Source organism: Dysgonomonas sp. 521 (genome assembly GCF_010501055.1).
In the GTDB taxonomy this organism is placed as follows: domain Bacteria; phylum Bacteroidota; class Bacteroidia; order Bacteroidales; family Dysgonomonadaceae; genus Dysgonomonas.
Genome location: NZ_QVMO01000030.1, coordinates 1 through 6,263 on the forward strand (window position 1 = coordinate 1; position 6,263 = coordinate 6,263).

3 protein-coding genes are annotated in these 6,263 nt (G+C 40.6%); all 3 read right to left on the bottom strand.

What is annotated here, in order from left to right; genetic code table 11:
• Positions 1-355 precede the first annotated feature (355 nt).
• The 3 genes from D0T84_RS10005 to D0T84_RS10015 all read right to left on the bottom strand — a co-directional run bounded on the left by D0T84_RS10005 (position 356) and on the right by D0T84_RS10015 (position 5,300).
• Positions 356-3,247 (bottom strand): PD-(D/E)XK nuclease family protein, encoded by a 2,892-nt coding sequence (locus D0T84_RS10005; RefSeq protein WP_163307743.1) that lies wholly within the window; start codon positions 3,245-3,247, stop codon positions 356-358.
• A 119-nt stretch (positions 3,248-3,366) separates the two neighbouring features.
• Entirely contained in the window at positions 3,367-4,164 is a 798-nt protein-coding gene (locus tag D0T84_RS10010) for a hypothetical protein (RefSeq protein WP_163307744.1), read from the bottom strand.
• 383 nt (positions 4,165-4,547) lie between these two features.
• A complete protein-coding gene (locus D0T84_RS10015; RefSeq protein ID WP_163307745.1) occupies positions 4,548-5,300 on the bottom strand; it encodes a hypothetical protein in 753 nt (250 codons plus the stop codon).
• Between the last annotated feature and the right edge of the window lie 963 nt (positions 5,301-6,263).

Below are 6,263 nucleotides of genomic sequence, written 5' to 3' on the forward strand. Positions count from 1 at the left end.
ACTGCGTAACGCAGGAAGTGTATTGCTGACAAGTTGCTCCCCAGCAGAGCCTGTTTCCTCTTCAACTTCCTGATACAAATGTAGTTGTTTTTATGAAAAAAAATAAAAACGAAAAATAATACTCCGAATATTTGGATTACAACATAGAAGAAAGTGTTTTATTAAAAGGATATTGAAAAAAGATTTCTGTCAGTGTTAGAATCTGTCAGCTTCTGGTTTTAAATTTATCTTATTATATAGTGTGATAAATTTTGATGTGTTTGTTTTAATTACAAAAAAGGTAACAACTAAAAATTATATAAAAGGAGTCACTTTTGTCACTTTTTATATCTTTTGTATTATAGCAAACACTGGCTTATTTTTTACATATATTCGTAAAGATGCACCACTTACAGGCTTCTCCTGTAGGGGTTTGGATGAATGGAACTTCGGGGTTGAATATCTCTTCCAGGCAGGCATCGAAGTGTTCTTTGAATTCGTTTCTGTATATTGAAAAATCGGTTATATGGTCGTCATTCCTGACTGATTTGTTGACTACCCCCGGATTGAATTTCGGGTCGAACAGGTTACGCAGGTAATATATACCCGGTTCCACTATCGTGTCGGGATTGTTGAGCATATACAGATGCGAATACATGAATACCTGCATTACGGCTTTCGGGCGGTCTTTCATCTCTTTGTCGAACAGATCCTTCATTTCTTTGTACCTGAGGACGCCTTTACCTGTCTTGTAGTCAATGATGCGGGTATGTCCTTTCACTTCATCTACCCGGTCGATAATCCCTTTTAGCGATACTACCTTTCCGGATGGGAGCGGATAATCCCTTCTTATCCGTTCTTCCGAATCGGTGTAGATAAAAGGTGTAAGTCCTGCATCGGTTACCAGAACCTGCTTGATGTATTTACGCAATACTTCTCCCGTCAGGTAGTTCTGTCCTGTCAGTTTCTTTACCCTTTCTGACTGGAAGTAGTTTTCGGCAAACGAACGTTCGATCATTTCAGTCAGTAGTTTCTCATCTTTCCTTATTTTATGGAGTAAGTCCGCGGTTATCATTTTCCCTTTAAACGGTTCGTACAGCCATTCCATGATAGAGTGGAAAATGGTACCGAACATGCTGGCTTCAATCGTTTCCACTACTTCGTCTTCTTCGGCCATATTTTCTACCACAGAAAAGTAAAATTGGAGGGGACAATTCAGGTACACATTGATGGCACTGGCAGAAAGCAGTTTGTTGCCACCTTGCAGGAATACATTCATCTTCTCCTGTATCTGCGGTGTTTTACTGATCGATATGGCAAGGCTCCCGGCTGATGATACCTTATAAATGGTCTGCTTTTCGCGGATGTCAAAGGAGCCGGCATACAGGTGTTTTATCTGGTTGAAATAGCGGCTGACCTCTCCTGTTTGCAGCCCTTCGGTACGAGTATCATACAACAGGTAGATACGCTTTGCCCTGTTTATCAGGCGGTAGAAGTGGTATGAGAAGATGCTGTCCTGATGCTCGTATGTGGGTAGCTCGAAGCCCTTCCGCAGATTGTAAGGGATGAAGGAGCTGGCAGCCCGTTTCAGTGGGAATATGCCTTCATTCATCGACAGTATTATCAGGTTGTCGAAGTCCAGCGCGCGGGTTTCCAATACCCCCATAACCTGTAGCCCTGATAAGGGTTCGCCGGTGAAAGGTACGCTTATATTGACGATCAGCTTCTTCAACAGCTTGAAGTACGTTTCTATGGTCATCTCTGCGGAGACATTTTTCAGGGCGTCATCCATCTTATTTATAGTCTTATAGTATTCTACTATAAATTCGCCTTCGATGTCTACCGAACGGGCATTAATATCCTCATTCTCTTCGTTGTTTACCTCCTGCACATATAGCGAGGTTTTCAGCGTAGCCAGTATCTTTCTCAGGTATTCGGGGATATCCTGCCAGTTGTCGATGGGGCTGAAGATAAGGTGGAGTAGGGGATGCGTATGCAATTCCCTGTCGGAAACGATAACCTTGTTGTATTGCAGTATGTTTAGCCTTAGCTTCTTAGCTTCCTCCCCGGTTATGTTAGTGATATAGCGATGGTTGAGTATAGCGAGCACAGGCTTATAATAGAACCCGGTACTGTTTTCAGACCGGCGTACATTCCGCTGTAGTTCGAATATATGCTCCATAAGTCCTGATACAGAACTGTTGTTCAGGCTATAACCCATTGTTATATTTATCTTATCTATTTCTTCGGGGATAGAATATAATGTGGGGAGTAACAGGTTTTCGTCGGGTAAGACCAATGCTGTGCTCATAGCTTGTTCGGGCGAGGATATCCGCTTATCCTTTACCAGTGACCTGATAATGGTATGTACATACTTTGCCTGACCTACAGATGAAGGAATACCTATAGTTTCCACAACAGGCAGTTCCATACTCAGTTCTTCCGGCTGTAAGGTTAATTGGGAGGGGAACTGCGCCTTATTCTTATCCATAAAGAATGAAGCCTTATTCTGTGGATCCCGTACCAAAGGGGAGGAATAATCCCAGTAAAAATCGGCGATTCCTCTTTTGTGAAGGTAACTAAGCAGCTTTTCTTCAGACTTGCTGTGTCCGTTTAGTCCGACAAATATGATCTTTTCGAAAGGCAGCCCGTATTCAGGGTCTTTAGACACTTGTTCTATCACATCCCTGAAAATCATGCCTTCATAAGCCTGGCCTTTCTGGATTAGCTGCTCTCTTAATGAGGTGTATAGTTGAAAGAGAACCTCCCACATTTCGAGGAAGTCTTTTTTCTTGTTATTCTCTCCTACAGGCAGAAAGTTTGACCAGAAACGGCGGATGGCTTCTGTTTGTGATTCTGTAAGGAACTCAAATCCGGCATCTATCTCCTTCAGGTCTTTGATATTCCTGAATAGTTGCTGTGCGTCCACCAGATATTTGTCCACATCGTCAAAGTCATTCAGTAGCATTTCGCCCCAATAAAGGAATTCATCGAATGTTTCGCCGGAACCGCTTATCCGCTTATATATATTGAACAGGATGAAAAGCATTTCTATGCGGTCGGCTTTTTTATATGGGCTCAGGTGTTCGAACAAGTTGGCTATCGTAAGTATTTCCGGCGAGAAGACAGGTTTGCCGGCTATTTGCGACAGGTAGTACTGGAAGAAGACCCCGGCTCTCCGGTTTGGGAAAACGAAAGTATATTGGCTTATTTTTTGCCCATTAGCCTTATAGTATGCCTGAGCTACGTTGTAGAGAAAAGGAATCATCTGTTTTGTACTGAATTTTGTTGATTACAAAAGTAGCAAAATATTATTCAGTAATTGACTTGTGAAAAAAGAAAGACTGCCTAAATCAGACAGCCTTTCGCAAGATTTATGTAGACGTGTTAAGCCGGCTTATTTTCTTGAACCTTACGGGCTTCGCTTATTATCTGGCGCTTCTCTTTCCTGAAATTATCGCGTAAGTCTGACAATTTCTGTTTTTGAGCATCAGGAGCTATACGGCTGAGTTCAATAGCTCTCTTTTCTTTGTTGTAGTTTTCTTTCAGCGTCTTTAGTTTAGCTATACTAGCTTCATCCAGTTTCATGTTACCCCTTTTACCGTTTGCAAAATGGCGGTTTTTAGCAAAATCCTTCCTCATGTCCTTTAGCTTTGCCTGCTGTTCAGGGGTATAGATCTTGTTCAAATCATTAAGGTGTTGCTGTGCCAGTTCTTTAGTTTTTGTTCTGTAATCTTCGTTCAATGTTTTGATCTGTTGTTTTTGTGCATCTGTCAGGTTGAGGTCCTTCATCGGGTTGTTATGTTGTGCTCTCATATCCATTTTACGACCCTGTCTTTTGCCTTTCATGCTCATTGCTTTTTCTCTCTTGCTTTGCAATTCTTTCATTTTAGCCTGTTGTTCAGGGGTAAGGATATTATTGATAGCATCACGGTGCTCTTTTCTAAGCTCCCTCATTTTAGTTCCCTTGTCTTCTTTCGAGATATCTGATTTTTCTCTCAATTCGGACATCTTGGTCTTGAAATCTGCATTCACAGATTCCACTTTTTGCTGTTGTTCTGTAGTTAAGTTTAATTCCTGTGGCAGAGAAAATCCCCGTCTTCCGTCTCTTCTTCCTTCTTGCGCATTAACTGTTGTAAGTGAGACGCATAATAATATAGCTAATGATAAAAGTAATCTTTTCATAATCATTCAAGTTTTAAACGTTTTATGATTCTTAGATTGAAATTCATCCCAGAGGTTTAAAATTATGCCATTTTTTAACATTTTATTGTTTTCGTTCTGTATTTCAAATTTTATAATATACAAAGGTGTATAGGTCATATTATTAGAGACTTATATTGCTGTTTGTTTCATATTGGAAAGAAGAGAATATAACAGAATTTAATAGTCTGCTAACAATGTTAATCAGTAGTTGAAAAATGCCTAAAGAGAAGAAAGAGGGTGTGTCAAAAAGCCTGTCATTCCGTGCCTGATAAGCCTCCAAGCAGCCAGTCTTAATTGTGAGGAGATTGCAGGTCAAGCCCGTAATGACAATCACTCTTTTTTTACTTTTGACAACCTTCTTTTTATCTTATAATTGTATATCTGAATTCTTTAACCAGTTCATTGTCATAATATTGCTTTACCGGATAGCCGTCTTCGTCATACTCGTATGTAATCTCGATCGTATTTGTTCCAAACCTTGAATCCTGAGTCGTATTTTCCACAGCATTGTTGCTTCCTGTAAAATCACTGCACCACTTCATATTGTTCATGTGCAACGGCCAGAACCACAATGGAAGATTGGCGATATTCGAAAAAATTGCTTTATTCCTGTCAAACTTATACTCAGTAATAACGTCATTTTTACCAAAGGCGGAATGTACCAGATATTTTGTCAGGTTGCTATTCTCGTCATACGTGAATTCTTCCCATAGTTTCCCGTCTTCAAATACGGTTTTAGTCAGTCTGCCCGAACCGTCAATGTATATTTTATTGTATTCGGTCATTTTACGAAGCTGCTTGCCGCTGCTTTTAGCCTCTTCCGTTATATAGCCGTCATTGGTGTATGTGAGTTTCGAACCGATAACCATTTCGCCCCTGTCTTTATTCATCGTATATTCGACTAACAGGCCATTTGCTTTATCATATTTCAGATTGAACTCGCGGTAAGTGACAGGTCCTTTTTCGAGGAAATAGATCAGCTGGTTCTTTGCATTATACTTAAAGCTGATTAGCTCCCGCGATTGTATGGAATTTATCTCAGTGAGCATTTTCCGTGTTTGAGCATTTATGCTGATGGTTACACAAAGTAAAATAAAGAGTAGAGATTTTCTCATATATGCAGATAGTGTTAAAAATGATTATTTATAGAACGGACGATTCTATACTTTAGTATTGATCGTATAATATTTCTTTTATGAGGTTTTCTTATCGTCTATTGTTTTCTAATTGTTAAAAAGTGACAAAGGTGACAGTGTTTTGGTTGTTTTATCCTGTTACTTTTTTTACTACGTTTTGTTGGTACTTCCGCTGTTACCAGTTGATAGATGTTTAATTATTTCAAAGAATCCTTTATTATTAATGCGAATCAAGGGTTAAAAAACACAGTAACTTATTGCCCGAAGGGACTGAAGGCGGATAACCACGGGCAAAACCCGTGGCAGGGACTGGCTGGAAAATATGTCTCCCCCCTATCCACATTTTCCACAGGTTTTACCCGTAGTTATCCATGATTAGCCTACTTCGTGGACTTAGACCCCTGACTGCAAAACAGAAGATTGATTTATAATAGTATACTTCAACCCAGAGCAACCCTTGATTTGCATTATTCATGTGAATCAGTATTTCGTTTTGTTTAAATTATGTGTTCAATTCCATTAGTCGTTTTACATACGCTTCGCTCCTGTGAACGTTGTTTGTCGTGACTTGGCATAACATGATTTTTTAATTCAGTTCTGCCCTCGCTACTTAAAACGTTCAATTATTTTTTATTCTGCGCGTAATCACAGATTGCTTGCCTTACTTTTGGCCGAAGCTCCAAAAGTAAGCAAAAAAGCATTGCGCCCCGCTTCGCCGTACGACCCAGCATCGGTTTGCCGGCTGAATGAAGTGATGAAAGATTCATCATTGCGATAATTGGCAGACGATGCTTAAAAGCGCCCGCACTTCATTCTACGCCGACTGCACCGGGTGGGTACCCCGTAGGCTTGCTAACGGCGCTGGCTGACGCCTGATTTGCAGGGTCTATCCTCTGTCTTGACGTTGCGTCGCGACTCCGTGCATCTGTTCCGCAGGCGGGG

What these genes read in the sequence shown, in the direction of transcription:
- D0T84_RS10005 (WP_163307743.1), bottom strand. Translation starts at nt 3,247, where the DNA reads ATGATTCCTTTTCTCTACAACGTAGCTCAGGCATACTATAAGGCTAAT.
- D0T84_RS10010 (WP_163307744.1), bottom strand. Translation starts at nt 4,164, where the DNA reads ATGAAAAGATTACTTTTATCATTAGCTATATTATTATGCGTCTCACTT.
- D0T84_RS10015 (WP_163307745.1), bottom strand. Translation starts at nt 5,300, where the DNA reads ATGAGAAAATCTCTACTCTTTATTTTACTTTGTGTAACCATCAGCATA.